Raw genomic sequence first — 15,477 nt, 5'->3', positions numbered from 1 at the left:
ATACCTTAGGTGACTGATCCACCGCTTTCGCGAGCAAGCCCGCTCCCACATTTCGATCGCGTTGTCCTAGCTACCTGTGTCAGGCGGCGATCGACAGTTTCAGCTTGTTCATCGCACTCTTCTCGAGCTGACGAATCCGCTCGGCCGACACGTTGTACTTCTGCGCCAGGTCGTGCAGCGTGGCTTTTTCTTCTGCCAGCCAGCGCTGGTAGAGAATGTCACGGCTGCGGTCGTCCAGCACTTCCAGCGCTTCGTGCAGGTTGTGATTGGAGTTGTCGCTCCAGTCGGCATCTTCCAGCTGACGCGCCGGGTCGTACCGGTGGTCTTCCAGGTAGTTGGCCGGCGATTGGAAGGCGCTGTCGTCGTCCGCTTCGGCGGCCGGGTCGAAGGCCATGTCATGGCCGGTCAGGCGACTTTCCATCTCGCGCACTTCACGTGGCTCTACGCCGAGGCTTTCGGCCACGCGATGCACTTCTTCGTTGTTCAGCCACGCCAGGCGTTTCTTCTGGCTGCGCAGGTTGAAGAACAGTTTGCGCTGGGCCTTGGTGGTCGCGACTTTCACGATGCGCCAGTTGCGCAGGATGAATTCGTGAATTTCCGCCTTGATCCAGTGCACAGCGAACGACACCAGGCGCACACCCATTTCCGGGTTGAAGCGCTTCACGGCTTTCATCAGGCCAACGTTGCCTTCCTGAATCAGGTCAGCCTGGGCCAGGCCGTAGCCGCTATAGCTACGGGCGATATGTACGACAAAACGCAGGTGGGCGAGCACCATCTGCCGAGCCGCCCCCAAATCCTGCTCATAGTAGAGACTCTCGGCCAGTTCACGCTCCTGCTCGGGCGTCAGCAATGGAATGCTGTTGACCGTGTGCACATAGGCCTCCAGGTTCGCACCCGGGACCAGAGCATAAGCAGGTTGCAAAGAAGTGGTCATACGAAAAAACCTCCGACTCACATAACTCGTGCAGTTCAGCACTGCGAAAATTGACCGGGAACCGTAGGACAAGTTCCCTAAACCACTGATACGGTCAATACAAACGAAACCACATTACCCTGACATTAACTACTTCGGTGCCAGCTCACGTAAATGCCGTGCGACCGCAATCCAAGCACCGATATACCCCAAGAGCACTGCCCCAAGCAACAATGACAGACCATCGGCTGCCGGCACGCCGGCCAGGGCAAAATCGCTGCCGTACAAACCGGCAAGCCCCACCACCGCATCGTTCAGCCAGTTCAGGCCAAAAGCCAGTACGCCCCAGGACAAAATTCCCGCACCGAAGCCATAAAGCGCGCCCATGTACAGAAAAGGCCGACGCACATAGCTGTCCGTGCCGCCGACGAGTTTAATCACTTCTATCTCGGTGCGGCGGTTTTCAATATGAAGACGAATGGTATTGCCTATCACCAAAAGTAATGCAGACACCAGCAACACCGTCAGGCCGAACACAAACCGGTCGCCCAGCTTGAGAATCGCGGCCAACCGCTCTACCCAGACTAGATCAAGTTGTGCCTGTTGGACCTTCGGCAGCTCTGCGAGTTTTTGTCGCAGGGCTTCCAGGGTGGTCTTGTCGACCTCGTTCGGGGTGACCAGCACCACGCCCGGCAGCGGGTTTTGCGGCAACTCCTTGAGCGCCTCGCCCAGGCCGGACTGTTGCTGGAACTCTTCCAGGGCTTGATCGCGGCTGATGTACTCAGCCTCGGCCACACCCGGAATGCCCTTGATCTGGTCGCGCAGGGACTCACCGTCCTGGGCGCTGGCATCCAGGTTCAGGTACAGGGAAATCTGCGCCGCCCGCTGCCACGAACCGCCAAGGCGCTCGACATTGTTCAGCAGCAATGACAAGCCCATGGGCAGGCTCAAGGCCACGGCCATGACCAGGCAGGTAAAAAAGCTGCCGATCGGCTGCTTGCCGAGGCGGCGCAGGCTGTCTACCAGGCTGGCACGGTGGCTTTCGATCCAGGCATGCACCAGGGTGCCGAAATCCGGGCCATCGTCTTCGTCGCGTTTTTTCTTCTGTGGCTGCGGGTCGGCCGCCTTTGGCGCGACGCGCTCGGAAACCTTCGGGCTGCGTGTTGCACTCATACCCCAGCCTCCCCGTCACCGATCAGGCGGCCGCGTTGCAGGGTCAGCATGCGGTGGCGCATGCGGGCGATCAGCGCCAGGTCGTGACTGGCGATCAGCACGCTGGTGCCCAGGCGGTTGATGTCTTCGAACACGCCCATGATTTCTGCGGCCAGGCGCGGGTCGAGGTTACCGGTGGGTTCGTCCGCCAGCAGCAAGGCCGGGCGATGGACGATGGCGCGGGCGATGCCGACGCGCTGTTGCTGGCCGGTGGACAGGTCGCCTGGGTACAGGTCGGTCTTGTCCGACAGCGCCACGCGCTCCAGGGCCGAATCCACGCGCTTGACGATTTCGGCCTTGGACAGACCGAGAATCTGCAACGGCAAGGCGATGTTGTTGAACACCGTGCGATCGAACAGCAACTGGTGGTTCTGGAACACCACGCCGATCTGGCGACGCAGGAATGGAATCTGTGCGTTGCTGATGGTTGCCAGGTCCTGGCCCGCCAGCAGCAGTTTGCCGGTGGTTGGGCGCTCCATGGCCAGCAGCAGGCGCAACAAGGTACTTTTACCGGCACCCGAATGGCCGGTCACAAACAAGAATTCGCCGCGACGCACCCGGAAACTCAGCTCATGCAAGCCGACATGCCCGTTGGCGTAGCGTTTACCGACCTGTTCGAAACGAATCATGAACGCTCCCGCTCGGCAAACAGTGCCTGTACAAAGGGTTCGGCTTCAAAAGTGCGCAGGTCGTCGATGCCTTCACCGACGCCGATGTAACGAATCGGCAACCCGAACTGCTTCGCCAGGGCGAAGATCACACCGCCCTTGGCCGTGCCGTCGAGCTTAGTCAATGCCAGGCCGGTCAGTTGGACCGTCTGGTGGAATTGTTTGGCCTGGCTGATGGCGTTCTGGCCGGTACCGGCGTCCAGCACCAGCAACACCTCGTGGGGCGCGTCGGCATCGAGCTTGCCGATGACGCGGCGAACTTTCTTCAGCTCTTCCATCAGGTTGTCTTTGGTGTGCAGGCGACCGGCGGTATCGGCGATCAGCACATCAATGTTGCGCGCCTTGGCGGCCTGCACCGCATCGAAGATCACCGAGGCCGAATCGGCGCCGGTGTGCTGGGCGATGACCGGGATCTTGTTGCGCTCGCCCCAGACCTGCAATTGCTCCACGGCGGCGGCACGGAAGGTGTCACCGGCGGCGAGCATGACTTTCTTGCCTTCCAGTTGCAGCTTCTTCGCCAACTTGCCGATGGTGGTGGTCTTGCCGGCGCCGTTGACGCCAACCACCAGGATCACAAACGGCTTTTTCTGCGTATCGATGATCAGCGGCGCTTCCACCGGCTTGAGCATGTTGGCCAGCTCGGCCTGCAGCGACTTGTAGAGCGCATCGGCGTCGGTCAGCTGCTTGCGCGCGACCTTCTGGGTCAGGCTCTGGATGATCACGGCGGTGGCTTCGACGCCCACGTCGGCGGTCAGCAGGCGGGTTTCGATGTCCTCCAGCAGCTCGTCATCGATGGTCTTTTTGCCGAGGAACAGGCTGGCCATGCCTTCGCCGATGCTGGCGCTGGTCTTGCTCAGGCCTTGCTTGAGGCGGGCGAAGAAACCGGTCTTGCCGGTTTCGGCAGGAACAGCAGGCTCTTCGATGACTGCTGGCGCGGCGACGGCGACCGGAACAGGTTTGGCGACCACCGGTGCAAGCACCTCAACCACTGGCGGCGCCTGGACCACAACGGGCGCAGGCTCCACGAGGGCCGGAATCGGCGGCGCCACATGCTCGGCCTGCTCGTCTTCAACCAGCGCTACAGGCTCTTCTGCCACCGGCAACACCAGCCATGGCTTGTGCTCTGGCTCTGGCGCAGGTTCTGGCTCAACCACCGGCTGCAACACCGGCTCGGCCATCGGTAACACCACCGGGGCCGGGGTTTCGGCAACCGGCTCGGCTTCTACTATGGATTCGGGGATCGGTTCAGCTTGAACCTGCGGCTGTTCGACGACGGTTTCCTGCGGCTTTTTGCGCAGCCATCCGAACAGGCCTTTTTTCTCGCCAGCCGCAGCTGGGGTCTTCTTGTCGTCGTTGGAACCAAACATGGAGACGGCTATCTCAAGGTAGCGACGCGCCAGGGGGCGTGCCGGTAAATAAAATTCGATGCGTAACAGACTGTTTTTTAGCCAGCTCGTTCATGCGCAACATTTTGTAAGGCCTAAATAGAGCCTTAACAAGACAGCCATAGTGGCCGTCCCTAGGTCGGACCAGTATCCTAGCACCTCCTCGCCCGCCGACGCTAAGACCAAGCGGGCAGCCCAACAGGTTTAAAAACGAATGAATGCTCTAGCCCGCCGCGCCGCAGGCCTGCTGCTCAGCACAGTTTGTCTGCCCCTTTCAGCTTTGGCTGCCGACCCACAACCCACCCACGAATTCACCCTGGACAACGGCCTCAAGGTCGTCGTGCGCGAAGACCATCGCGCCCCGGTGGTGGTTTCCCAGGTCTGGTACAAGGTGGGCTCCAGCTACGAAACCCCGGGCCAGACCGGTTTGTCCCACGCCCTGGAACACATGATGTTCAAGGGCAGCGCCAAGGTCGGCCCCGGCGAGGCTTCGTTGATCCTGCGTGACCTGGGTGCCGAAGAAAACGCCTTCACCAGCGACGACTACACCGCTTACTACCAAGTGCTCGCCCGTGACCGCCTGGGTGTCGCCTTCGAGCTGGAAGCCGACCGCATGGCCAGCCTGCGCCTGCCAGCCGACGAGTTCAGCCGCGAGATCGAGGTGATCAAGGAAGAGCGCCGGATGCGCACCGACGACAACCCGATGTCCAAGGCCTATGAGCGCTTCAAGGCCATGGCCTACCCGGCCAGCGGCTACCACACGCCGACCATCGGCTGGATGGCCGACCTGGACCGCATGAAGGTTGAAGAGCTGCGCCACTGGTACCAATCCTGGTACGTGCCGAACAACGCCACCCTGGTAGTGGTGGGCGACGTAACCCCGGATGAAGTCAAAACCCTGGCCCAGCGCTATTTCGGCCCGATCCCCAAGCGCGACGTCCCCCCGGCGAAAATCCCGCTGGAACTGGCCGAGCCCGGTGAACGCCTGCTGACTATGCATGTACAGACCAAACTGCCGAGCGTGATCCTTGGTTTCAACGTGCCGAGCCTGGCCACCGCTGAAGACAAACGTTCGGTCAACGCCCTGCGCCTGATCTCGGCCCTGCTGGACGGCGGCTATAGCGCGCGCATCTCGACACAACTGGAGCGCGGCGAAGAGCTGGTGTCCGGCGGCTCGTCGAGCTACGACGCCTACACCCGCGGTGACAGCCTGTTCACCCTGACTGCCACACCGAACCTGCAAAAGAAAAAGACCGTGGCCCAGGCTGAAGCCGGCCTTTGGCGCCTGCTGGATGAGCTGAAGGCCAAGCCACCGAGCGCTGAAGAACTGGAGCGTATCCGCGCCCAGGTCATCGCCGGCGTGGTTTACCAGCGCGACTCGATCACCAGCCAGGCCACTGCCATCGGCTCCCTGGAGACGGTGGGCCTGTCCTGGAAACTCATGGACACCGAGCTGGCCGAGCTGCAAAGCGTCACCGCCGAAGATATCCAGAAAGCTGCACGCACCTATTTCACCCGCGAACGTCTCAGCGTCGCCCATGTCTTGCCTGAGGAGACCGCTCATGAGTGAACGTAAAAACAACCGCCTGGTGCTGCCCGGCCTGATCGTGGTGACTTTGGCTGCTGCCTGCGCGGTGTACTTGCTGCGCCCCAGCGAATCCGTCGCCAGCCAGGCGCTGGAGCAGGCCAAGTCCGCCAACAAGCTGCAATCCCTGGCCGAGCTGGACGACAAGGCGCCGACCAACCGCAAGCTCGACGTGCAAACCTGGACCACCGCCGAAGGCGCCAAGGTGCTGTTCGTCGAAGCCCATGAACTGCCGATGTTCGACATGCGCATCCTGTTCGCCGCCGGCAGCAGCCAGGACGGCGCAACACCAGGCCTGGCGCTGTTGACCAACGCAATGCTCAACGAAGGCGTGCCGGGCAAGGACGTCAGCCAGATTGCCGCCGGTTTCGACGGCCTGGGTGCTGATTTCAGCAATGGCGCCTACCGCGACATGGCGCTGGTTTCCCTGCGCAGCCTGAGCGCCAGCGACAAGCGTGACGCCGCCCTGTCACTGTTTGACGACGTGATCGGCAAGCCGACCTTCCCGGCAGACTCTCTGGCGCGGATCAAGAACCAGCTGCTGGCCGGCTTTGAATACCAGAAACAGAACCCCGGCAAACTGGCGAGCATCGAGCTGTTCAAGCAGCTCTATGGCGACCACCCTTACGCCCATCCGAGCGAAGGCAACGCCGAGAGCGTGCCGAAGGTGACTCTCGCGCAATTGAAGGACTTCCACGCCAAGGCCTACGCCGCCGGCAACGCAGTGATTTCTGTAGTCGGCGATCTGACCCGCGCCGAAGCCGAAGCCATGACCGCCAAGGTTTCCGCGTCCCTGCCAAAAGGCCCGGCGCTGGCGAAAATCGCCCAACCGGTCGAGCCCAAGGCTGGCACCACCCACATCGAGTTCCCGTCCAAGCAGACAACCCTGCTGCTGGCGCAACTGGGTATCGACCGTGCCGACCCGGATTACGCCGCGCTGTCCCTGGGTAACCAGATTCTCGGCGGCGGTGGCTTCGGCACCCGTTTGATGAGCGAAGTGCGCGAGAAACGCGGCCTGACCTACGGCGTATACTCCGGCTTCTCGCCGATGCAGGTACGCGGCCCGTTCATGATCAACCTGCAAACCCGCGCCGAAATGAGCGCCGGCACGCTGCGGTTGGTGCAGGACGTACTCGCCGACTACCTCAAGACCGGCCCGACACAGAAAGAACTCGATGACGCCAAGCGCGAACTGGCCGGCAGCTTCCCGCTGTCCACCGCGAGCAACGCCGATATCGTCGGGCAGCTGGGCGCCATGGGTTTCTACAACCTGCCGCTGAGCTACCTGGAAGATTTCATGAAACAATCCCAGGCGCTGACCGTTGACCAGGTCAAAGCTGCTTTGAACAAACATTTGAGTGCCGACAAGATGGTCATCGTGACCGCCGGCCCGACGATTGCGCAAAAGCCACTACCGCCCCCCACTGATAAACCCGCCGAGCAACCGCTCGGGGTTCCGGAGCATTAATGGCCCGTCCATCCCGTCCCAAAAAACCTGTCCACAACGTTCACAACGGTGTGGGCCAACTGCGCATCATCGGCGGAGAGTGGGGCAGCCGTAAGCTGAGCTTCCCTGATGTCGTGGGCCTGCGCCCGACGCCAGACCGCGTGCGTGAAACCCTGTTCAACTGGCTCGCGCCGTATATCGCCGGGGCCAAGGTGCTGGACCCGTTCGCGGGTAGCGGCGCGCTGTTCCTGGAGTCGCTGTCCCGTGGCGCGGCGCTGGGCCAGGCGCTGGATGCCAGCAATGTGGCGGTCGCCAGCCTCAAGGAACACCTGGGCACCCTGCGTTGCACCACCGGGCAAGTGCAGACGGCTGATGCGTTGCGCTACCTGGAAACCCAGGAAGCCCGTGAGTTTGACGTGGTGTTTCTTGATCCGCCGTTCAACCAGAACCTGCTGCCGACTGTATGTGCGCTGCTGGAAGAGCGTCAGTGGTTGGCGCCGGATGCCTGGATCTACACTGAAAGCGAGACGGCACCGTCCACACTCGGCCTGCCGGGCACCTGGCGCCTGCACCGCGAGCAGAAATCCGGGCGGGTGTATTACGCGTTGTGGCAACGCACCGTGTAGGAGCGAGCTTGCTCGCGAAGATCGTTAACGATGACGCGGGAAACCAGGGGAACGCGGTGATCTTGAGTTTTTCGCGAGCAAGCTCGCTCCTACAATGATTGGAGCAAGCCCATTCGGCACCGAGAATTTCATGACTCCGCCCCTCGACCGCTTCTCCCCCGCCTTCGGCCTCGGCAACCCGCACCTGCAAACGTTGTGGGGACCGCTGTGGCGCAAAACCACGCACATCGAACGCCAGCGCGAACGGCTGTGGCTGGCAGACGGCGACTTTCTCGACCTCGACTGGCATGGGCCCCATGAGGCAACCACACCGTTGGTGCTGGTCCTGCATGGCCTGACCGGCTCGTCTAACTCGCCCTATGTAGCCGGCCTGCAAAAAGCCCTCGCAACCCAAGGCTGGGCCAGCGTCGCGCTGAACTGGCGTGGCTGCTCCGGCGAACCCAACCTGCTCGCCCGCAGCTACCATTCCGGCGCCAGTGAAGACCTGGCCGAAACCATCGCTCACCTGCGGGCCAAGCGCCCGTTGGCGCCGCTGTATGCGGTGGGGTATTCACTGGGCGGCAATGTGCTGCTCAAGCACTTGGGTGAAACCGGTGAAGCCTCCGGGCTGCAAGGCGCGGCCGCCGTGTCGGTACCGTTTCGCCTGGATCAGTGCGCCGATCGCATTGGCCTGGGCTTTTCTCGGGTTTATCAGAAGCATTTCATGCGCGAAATGCTGGCCTATATCCGCGTCAAACAAAGCCGGTTTCTCAAGGATGGCCGCGAGGCAGGCCTGAAAACCCTCGCCGACCTGGGCTCGCTGGAGAAGATGCGCACGTTCTGGGACTTTGACGGCCGCGTCACCGCGCCGCTGCACGGGTTCCTCAGTGCCGAGGACTACTACCGCCGCGCCTCCAGCCGCTACTACCTCGGGGGCATTCGCACACCAACCCTGATCATCCAGGCCGCGGACGACCCGTTCGTGTTCGCCCACAGCCTGCCCGAGGCCAGCGAACTGTCGGATTGCACCGAGTTCGAACTGCTGGCCAAGGGCGGGCATGTCGGGTTTGTGGATGGCTCGCTGAAACAGCCAACTTACTACCTGGAACGAAGAATCCCGGAGTGGCTACTGACACAACGCCGATAAAAATGTGGGAGCTCCCACACTTTGGCTCAGACCGGGTCAGGCAGACCTCAGTCGCCTGTTGCAACTTCCCGCTTTGGATCAGTGATCCACTCGCTCCACGACCCCGCGTACAACTTGCCCAACGGGTAACCCGCCAGGCACAGCGCAAACAGGTTGTGGCAGGCAGTCACGCCCGAGCCGCAGTAGGCCACCAGGTCATCCGGCGAGCGGTCTTGCAGCTTGGCGGCGAAGCGTTGCTTGAGCTGGTCCGCCGGCAGGAAACGGCCGTCGCTGCCCAGGTTTTCATTGAATGCGGCACATTGCGCGCCGGGGATATGCCCGGCAACCGGGTCGATCGGCTCCACTTCACCACGAAAACGCGGCTGGGCGCGGGCGTCGATCAGGGTCAGGCCGGGCTGGCCAAGGCGTTTCTGCAGGTGTTCGGCGTCCAGTTGCAAGTGGTTGTCCGGCGTGCCGCTGAAGGTGCCGGGCTCGATCACCGGCGCATCCAGGCTCAACGGGAAGCCCGCCGCGTGCCAGGCTTTCAGGCCGCCATCGAGGATGAACACGCCGTCGCGCTTGCCCAGCCAGGCCAGCAGCCACCAGGCACGGGCGGCATAGGCACCCGGGCCGTCGTCATACAAAACGATATCGCTGTCGGCGTTAACGCCCCATGCCCGCAGTTGCCGGATAAACGCATCCGGCGCCGGCAACGGATGGCGACCGGTCACGCCCTTGATTATCGGCCCGCTGAGGTGGCGCTCCAGGTCGGCATACTGCGCCCCTTCGATATGCCCTTCGGCGTAGCTGCACAGGCCGTAGTCCGGGTCTTCCAGGGCAAAGCGGCAATCGAGGATTACCAGCCCGCCGGACTTCTGGCGCTCGGCCAGTTGCTGGGGGCTGATCAGTTGGGCAAGCGGCATGACTGACTCCTGTGGCTAGGTTAGCGTTCGGGAAACATCCTACTTCACTTCTTCCAGCGCCTGATTCAACGGCACGTAAAACTCTTTGAACAGTGCATCCACCGCGTCCTTGGCCTTGGGGGTGATAAACCCGGCTTCCAGCACCAGCACCTGATACACCCCGCGCTTGATCGCCTCGGCGCTCAGGTGCGTGGACTTTTCATTGGTGGTGCACAGGAAGCGCACCCACGAGGTGAGGATGATCCAGGCGTTGAGGGTCAGGGCTTCGGTTTGTACCGGGTCCATGTTCAGGATGCCGGCATCGACAAACCCCTGGTAGATGGCTGCGCCCTGGATCAGGCAACGCTGGGAGAACCGCCGGTAGCCGGTGGCCAGCTCCGGGTCGCTTTCCAGCAGGTGTTCGAGGTCACGGTGCAGGAAGCGGTAGCGCCACATGCCGGCCAGCACCGCCTGCAGGTAGAAGCGCTTGTCTTCCACGGTCACCGCACGGCCCTGGGGCGGGCGCAGGAAACTGTCCACCAACGCTTCGTACTCACGAAACAGCACCGCGATAATCGCCTGCTTGTTGGGGAAGTGGTAGTACAGGTTGCCCGGGGAAATTTCCATATGGGCGGCGATATGGTTGGTGCTGACACTGCGCTCGCCCTGCTGGTTAAACAGCTCCAGGCTGGTTTGCACAATGCGCTCGCTGGTCTTTACTCGTGGTGCCATGGGAAATCAACTTCTAGACCCGTGATGGCGGCATCTTACGGACTATCCTTGTCCGGATAAATCGGCACGTTGTGCAATGTTATTTGACAATTTAGAGCAATGACTCTAAAAACTGAAGCATTCCAATAACAATCGGGAACTTCGCCATGTCTGCCAACGTTGCCTACCTGCAAGATTCCCAGGCGCTGGACCAGCTCCACGATTTGTTCGACGCCCAGCGTCGGGCCTACGCCGCCAACCCGATGCCGCCGGCCGCCCAGCGCCAGCAATGGCTCAAGGCCTTGCGCGAGCTGCTAAGTGACGAACGCCAGGCGCTGATCAACGCCATCAGCAGTGATTTCAGCCACCGCAGCGCCGACGAAACCCTGTTCGCCGAACTGATGCCCAGCCTGCATGGCATTCACTACGCCAGCAAACACCTCAAGGGTTGGATGAAACCTTCCCGCCGCGCTGTAGGCATTGCCTTCCAGCCCGCGTCCGCCAAGGTCATCTATCAACCCCTGGGGGTGGTCGGGGTGATCGTGCCCTGGAACTACCCGTTGTACCTGGCCATCGGCCCGCTGGTGGGTGCATTGGCGGCCGGCAACCGGGTGATGCTCAAGCTCAGCGAATCCACCCCCGCCACCGGCCAGTTGCTCAAGACGCTGCTGGCGAAGATCTTCCCCGAGGACCTGGTGTGCGTGGTGCTCGGCGAGGCTGAAGTGGGCATGGCGTTTTCCAAGCTGCGCTTCGACCACCTGCTGTTCACCGGCGCCACCAGCATCGGCAAGCACGTGATGCGCGCGGCGGCCGAACACCTGACGCCGGTTACCCTGGAACTGGGCGGCAAATCACCGGCGATTGTTTCCGCCGACGTGCCGCTCAAGGACGCCGCCGAACGCATCGCCTTCGGCAAGGCGCTGAATGCCGGGCAAACCTGCGTGGCGCCGGACTATGTGCTGGTGCCGGAAGACCGTGTAGACGGCTTCGTCGAGGCCTATAGCAAGGCGGTTCGCGGGTTCTATCCGACCCTGGCCGACAACCCGGACTACACCGCCATCATCAACGAACGACAGTTGGCCCGGCTCAACGGCTACGTGAAAGACGCCACCGACAAGGGTGCCACCCTGGTCCCGCTGTACGACCAGGGCCAGGACCGCCGCATGGCCCACAGCCTGCTGCTGAATGTCAGCGACGAGATGACCGTGATGCAGGACGAAATCTTCGGCCCGGTGCTGCCGATCGTGCCGTATCGCGGCCTCGACCAGGCTTTCGCCTACATCAATCAGCGCCCTCGCCCGCTGGCGCTGTATTACTTCGGCTACAACAAGGCGGAACAGAACCGCGTACTGCACGAAACCCATTCCGGCGGCGTGTGCCTGAACGACACGTTGCTGCACGTAGCCCAGGACGACATGCCCTTCGGCGGCATCGGCCCGTCGGGCATGGGCCATTACCACGGCCATGAAGGTTTCCTGACGTTCAGCAAGGCCAAGGGCGTGCTGATCAAGCAACGCCTGAACGCGGCCAAGCTGATTTACCCGCCCTATGGCAAATCCATCCAGAAGTTGATCCAGAAGCTGTTCGTCCGCTAACAAACCCATCACCGGGATAACAATGAGAATGAACCCTAGCCTGACTGAATCACCCGCGCTGTCACGGCGCGGTGTCTTGAAACTCGGCCTGTGCGCCAGCGCCTTCCTGGCCACCGCCGGGCTGGGCGCCAGCCTCAGCGGCTGCTCCAGCAGCACCCCGGCCAGCGGCTTTGCGATGTTGCGCAGCAGTGACCTGCCGTTTTTGCGAGCAGTGATTCCGGTGCTGCTGGAGGGCGTGGCCAGCGCCGAGATAGTGGTGGCCGGCATCGACGACACCCTGAAAAAGCTCGACTTCAGCCTGCAACACCTGTCGCCCGAGATGTTCAAGCTGACCCAGCAACTGTTCGACGTATTGGGCATGGCCGTCACCCGTGGGCCGCTGACCGGGGTGTGGGGCAGCTGGGAAAACGCCAGCGGCGAACAGATCCGCAACTTCCTGCACCGTTGGGAAAACAGCTACCTGAACCTGCTGCGCATGGGCCAGGGCTCGTTGCTCAAGCTGGTGATCATGGCCTGGTATTTCCGCCCCGAGTCCTGGGCGCATTGCGGCTACCCCGGCCCACCGAAAATCTGATCTGCATCCCGATAAAAACAAGAGACGACCCTGATGCCCGTACCTGATCTGTTCCGCGATGGCATGGCCCGCGGCTGGAAGACCCACAATGGCGCCGCCCTCGACCAGGACCTGACCCTGGAAGCCGACGTCGCGATCATCGGCAGCGGCGCCGGCGGCGGCACCACCGCCGAAATCCTCAGCGCCGCCGGCTACAAGGTGCTGCTGATCGAAGAAGGCCCGCTGAAGACCAGCAACGACTTCAAGCTGCTGGAAGACGAGGCCTACGCCAGCCTCTACCAGGAAGGCATCGGCCGCATGAGCAAGGACGGCGCTATCACCATCCTGCAGGGCCGCGCGGTCGGCGGCACCACGCTGATCAACTGGACCTCCAGCTTCCGCACCCCGGACCCGACCCTCGCCCACTGGGCCAGCGAGTACGCGGTCAAGGGCCACAGCAGCGCCGAAATGGCGCCCTGGTTCGAAAAAATGGAACAACGCCTGGGCATCGCGCCTTGGGCCATGCCACCGAATGCCAACAATGACGTGATCCGCAAGGGCTGCGAAAAGCTTGGATACAGCTGGCACGTGATCCCGCGCAATGTGCGCGGCTGTTTCAACCTGGGGTATTGCGGCATGGGTTGCCCGGTCAACGCCAAGCAATCAATGCTGGTGACCACCATTCCGTCCACCCTGGAGAAAGGCGGCGAGCTGCTGTACCTGGCCCGTGCCGAACGCCTGAAGTTCAGCGGCGACACCATCACCAGCCTCGAATGCGTGGCCATGGATCAGTATTGCGTGGCACCCACAGGCCGCAAGATCACAGTCAAAGCCAAGCATTACGTACTGGCCGGCGGCGGCATCAACAGCCCGGCGCTGCTGCTGCGCTCGGACGCACCCGATCCCCACTCGCGCCTGGGCAAGCGAACCTTTTTACACCTGGTGAATTTTTCCGCCGGGTTGTTCGACGAGGTGATCAACCCGTTCTACGGCGCGCCGCAGTCGATTTATTCCGATCACTTCCAATGGCAGGACGGCACTACCGGCAAAATGTCCTACAAGCTCGAAGTACCGCCACTGCATCCGGGCCTGGCCAGCACCTTGCTCGGCGGCTACGGCACGCAGAACGCGCTGGACATGGGTCAACTGCCGAAAACCCACGCCATGCTTGCGCTGCTGCGGGACGGCTTCCACCCCGACAGCCCGGGTGGCACAGTCGAATTACGCGGCGATGGCACACCGGTGCTCGATTATCAGGTTTCGCCCTACGCCTGGGACGGCCTGCGCCGGGCATTCCACAGCATGGCGGAGATTCAGTTTGCCGGCGGCGCCAAGTCGGTGATGCCGCTGCACGGCGATGCGCGCTACGTGAACACCTTGGCTGAAGCCCGCAGCATGATCGACGGGTTGAACCTCGAATTGCACCGAACCCGGCTCGGCAGCGCTCATGTAATGGGCGGTTGCGCGATGGGGGAAGAACCGAAAAACGCCGTGGCCGACAGCCTTGGGCGCCATCATCAACTGCGCAACTTGTCGATCCACGATGGCTCGCTATTCCCCACCAGTATTGGCGCTAACCCGCAGTTATCGGTGTATGGATTGACGGCGCAACTGGCGACGGCATTGGCCGAACGTCTGAAAACGGCCTGAAAAAACCGGGTATTCGCGGTGTCTATAGTGCTTTCTTCTGAATAAGTTGACTTGGCCGACCGGGATGGCTGCGATACCATCCGGTTCCCCAACGGACTCCGCCAGGACGACGCGATGAACCGAGTGTTGTACCCAGGTACCTTCGACCCAATCACCAAGGGCCATGGCGATCTGGTCGAACGCGCCTCGCGCTTGTTCGACCATGTGATTATCGCGGTCGCTGCCAGCCCCAAGAAAAACCCGCTGTTTCCCCTGGAACAGCGCGTGGAGCTGGCCCGTGAGGTCACCAAGCATCTGCCCAACGTTGAAGTGGTCGGCTTCTCGACGCTGCTGGCGCACTTCGCCAAGGAACAGAACGCCAATGTGTTCCTGCGCGGCCTGCGGGCGGTGTCGGATTTCGAATACGAATTCCAGCTGGCCAACATGAACCGCCAACTGGCGCCGGACGTGGAAAGCCTGTTTCTTACGCCTTCGGAACGTTATTCGTTCATTTCCTCGACGTTGGTCCGGGAAATCGCGGCGTTGGGCGGGGATATCACCAAGTTCGTGCACCCGGCTGTGGCGGATGCTCTCACCCTGCGATTCAAGAAATAATCCCGGACTGCAGGAGCTGGCTTGCCAGCGATCCAGGCGCCACGGTGCAACTGACCCATCGCCATCACCGGCAAGCCGGCTCCTACTGTCCATCGCTGTGACTCGCACTGCGGGCGCCAATGCGGCACAATTGCGCGCATTAGTTTTCAGATGCCTTGGCTGACAGCCCTGGCAGGAGTTTCCATGTCCCTGATCATCACCGACGATTGCATCAACTGCGACGTCTGCGAACCCGAGTGCCCGAACGCTGCCATTTCCCAGGGTGAAGAGATCTATGTGATCGACCCCAACCTGTGCACCCAGTGTGTCGGCCACTACGACGAACCCCAGTGCCAGCAGGTTTGCCCGGTGGATTGCATTCCGCTGGACGAGGCTCATCCGGAAACGGAAGAGCAACTGATGGAGAAGTACCGGTTGATTACCGGGAAGGCCTAAGTCCCTTGGCGCTTCATTAAGCCCCTTCGCGAGCAAGCCCGCTCCCACATTCGGCCGAGTTCCACCTTTGGAATGCAGTCGAATGTGGGAGCGGGC

General features: G+C 61.9%; 15 protein-coding genes. 9 read left to right on the top strand and 6 right to left on the bottom strand.

The window, feature by feature from the left end; genetic code table 11:
* Positions 1-79: 79 nt before the first annotated feature.
* From rpoH to ftsY, 4 genes are all read right to left on the bottom strand, one after another.
* Positions 80-934, bottom strand: a complete 855-nt coding sequence (gene rpoH, locus ACW9I6_RS22830; RefSeq protein WP_003176698.1) for an RNA polymerase sigma factor RpoH — start codon at positions 932-934, stop codon at positions 80-82.
* A gap of 129 nt (positions 935-1,063) precedes the next feature.
* Positions 1,064-2,086, bottom strand: coding sequence for a permease-like cell division protein FtsX (gene ftsX, locus ACW9I6_RS22825; RefSeq protein WP_003213783.1), 1,023 nt, complete (start codon positions 2,084-2,086; stop codon positions 1,064-1,066).
* Positions 2,083-2,754: a cell division ATP-binding protein FtsE gene (gene ftsE / locus ACW9I6_RS22820; protein WP_003213784.1), complete on the bottom strand. Its 672-nt coding sequence runs from the start codon at positions 2,752-2,754 to the stop codon at positions 2,083-2,085. Before ftsE ends, ftsX begins: the two co-directional genes overlap by 4 nt.
* Positions 2,751-4,160: a signal recognition particle-docking protein FtsY gene (gene ftsY, locus ACW9I6_RS22815; RefSeq protein WP_134327471.1), complete on the bottom strand. Its 1,410-nt coding sequence runs from the start codon at positions 4,158-4,160 to the stop codon at positions 2,751-2,753. The genes ftsE and ftsY overlap by 4 nt, the downstream gene beginning before the upstream one ends.
* 232 nt (positions 4,161-4,392) lie before the next feature.
* Between ftsY and ACW9I6_RS22810 the strand changes: the two genes are divergently transcribed.
* From ACW9I6_RS22810 to ACW9I6_RS22795, 4 genes are all read left to right on the top strand, one after another.
* The gene (locus ACW9I6_RS22810) at positions 4,393-5,748 is read left to right on the top strand and encodes a M16 family metallopeptidase (protein ID WP_003213786.1); all 1,356 of its coding nucleotides are present in this window, start codon (positions 4,393-4,395) and stop codon (positions 5,746-5,748) included.
* Positions 5,741-7,231 (top strand): M16 family metallopeptidase, encoded by a 1,491-nt coding sequence (locus ACW9I6_RS22805; RefSeq protein WP_003213787.1) that lies wholly within the window; start codon positions 5,741-5,743, stop codon positions 7,229-7,231. Before ACW9I6_RS22810 ends, ACW9I6_RS22805 begins: the two co-directional genes overlap by 8 nt.
* On the top strand, positions 7,231-7,836 hold the full coding sequence (gene rsmD, locus ACW9I6_RS22800; RefSeq protein ID WP_003213788.1) for a 16S rRNA (guanine(966)-N(2))-methyltransferase RsmD: 606 nt from the start codon (positions 7,231-7,233) through the stop codon (positions 7,834-7,836). Before ACW9I6_RS22805 ends, rsmD begins: the two co-directional genes overlap by 1 nt.
* Positions 7,837-7,966: 130 nt before the next feature.
* Positions 7,967-8,962, top strand: coding sequence for a hydrolase (locus tag ACW9I6_RS22795; RefSeq protein ID WP_177035300.1), 996 nt, complete (start codon positions 7,967-7,969; stop codon positions 8,960-8,962).
* A gap of 47 nt (positions 8,963-9,009) precedes the next feature.
* Here the strand turns inward: ACW9I6_RS22795 and ACW9I6_RS22790 are convergent, their stop codons facing one another.
* Positions 9,010-9,864, bottom strand: coding sequence for a sulfurtransferase (locus tag ACW9I6_RS22790; RefSeq protein ID WP_087693253.1), 855 nt, complete (start codon positions 9,862-9,864; stop codon positions 9,010-9,012).
* Positions 9,865-9,903: 39 nt separating this feature from the next.
* A complete protein-coding gene (locus tag ACW9I6_RS22785; RefSeq protein ID WP_003213791.1) occupies positions 9,904-10,575 on the bottom strand; it encodes a TetR/AcrR family transcriptional regulator in 672 nt (223 codons plus the stop codon).
* Between the two features lie 146 nt (positions 10,576-10,721).
* Here ACW9I6_RS22785 and ACW9I6_RS22780 point away from each other — a divergent pair, with 146 nt between their 5' ends.
* From ACW9I6_RS22780 to ACW9I6_RS22760, 5 genes are all read left to right on the top strand, one after another.
* Positions 10,722-12,149, top strand: coding sequence for a coniferyl aldehyde dehydrogenase (locus ACW9I6_RS22780; RefSeq protein WP_457339868.1), 1,428 nt, complete (start codon positions 10,722-10,724; stop codon positions 12,147-12,149).
* A 28-nt stretch (positions 12,150-12,177) separates the two neighbouring features.
* Positions 12,178-12,723 carry a twin-arginine translocation pathway signal protein gene (locus ACW9I6_RS22775; protein ID WP_177009092.1) on the top strand — a complete coding sequence of 182 codons (546 nt, stop codon included), beginning with the start codon at positions 12,178-12,180 and terminating at the stop codon, positions 12,721-12,723.
* A gap of 33 nt (positions 12,724-12,756) precedes the next feature.
* Positions 12,757-14,352, top strand: a complete 1,596-nt coding sequence (locus tag ACW9I6_RS22770) for a GMC family oxidoreductase (protein WP_003213795.1) — start codon at positions 12,757-12,759, stop codon at positions 14,350-14,352.
* Positions 14,353-14,466: 114 nt separating this feature from the next.
* Positions 14,467-14,946, top strand: coding sequence for a pantetheine-phosphate adenylyltransferase (gene coaD / locus ACW9I6_RS22765; RefSeq protein ID WP_003176711.1), 480 nt, complete (start codon positions 14,467-14,469; stop codon positions 14,944-14,946).
* Positions 14,947-15,129: 183 nt separating this feature from the next.
* The gene (locus ACW9I6_RS22760) at positions 15,130-15,381 is read left to right on the top strand and encodes a YfhL family 4Fe-4S dicluster ferredoxin (RefSeq protein WP_003213796.1); all 252 of its coding nucleotides are present in this window, start codon (positions 15,130-15,132) and stop codon (positions 15,379-15,381) included.
* The last annotated feature ends 96 nt before the right edge of the window (positions 15,382-15,477 follow it).

It is taken from the genome of Pseudomonas sp. SDO5522_S412 (genome assembly GCF_054071215.1).
The sequence above is the reverse complement of the archived record's forward strand: the minus strand, read 5'-3'. Positions and strand labels throughout refer to the sequence as shown.